At 50.4% G+C, this 567-nt stretch carries 1 pseudogene; it reads right to left on the reverse strand.

Annotated elements, in window-relative coordinates:
- Positions 1-567: pseudogene (locus tag R7Z49_RS26730) on the reverse strand (glucuronate isomerase); the annotation flags it as partial.

The raw sequence follows: 567 nt of genomic DNA on the forward strand, positions 1-567 counted from the left end.
AGAATTGCGCGCATTCAAGCTCAGACAATACTTCGCCATTTAAACGACGGGCCAGCAACGCATCTAAATCCGCTTCGCTTGGAATTGGCGCGTAACGGACGATCTCAATGCCGTGGTCTGCCGCACGACAACCATGTGCATTGAAGTGTGCCAAACGTTTATCAAGTGCACTCAATAAATCATCAAAGCGGCGGATCTCAATGTCGGCGACTTCGCCCAGTTTGTGCATGTAATCCGCAAACAGGTCCAATTCAATCTTGAACGCTTTATCCGGACGTCAGCTTGGCAGCACTTTGACGTAAAAAGTGTCGTCTTCTTCGATCGCTTTGTGGTGTTCTAGTGAATCGATAGGATCATCGGTTGTGCCCGCCATTACGACGTTCATTTGCTGCATGATGCCGCGAGCCGTAAATTCAGGTGTCGCAAGCAGCTCATTACATTGATGCCAAATTTGGTCAGCGGTGTCTGGGCTAAACAGCGTATTGGTAATGCCGAATGGGCGACGCAGTTCTAGGTGCGTCCAGTGGTAAAGCGGGTTGCCCAAGGTTTGAGGAACCGTCTTCGCCC

The organism is Vibrio sp. 1562 (assembly GCF_033340155.1).
In the GTDB taxonomy this organism is placed as follows: Bacteria; Pseudomonadota; Gammaproteobacteria; order Enterobacterales; family Vibrionaceae; genus Vibrio; species Vibrio alginolyticus.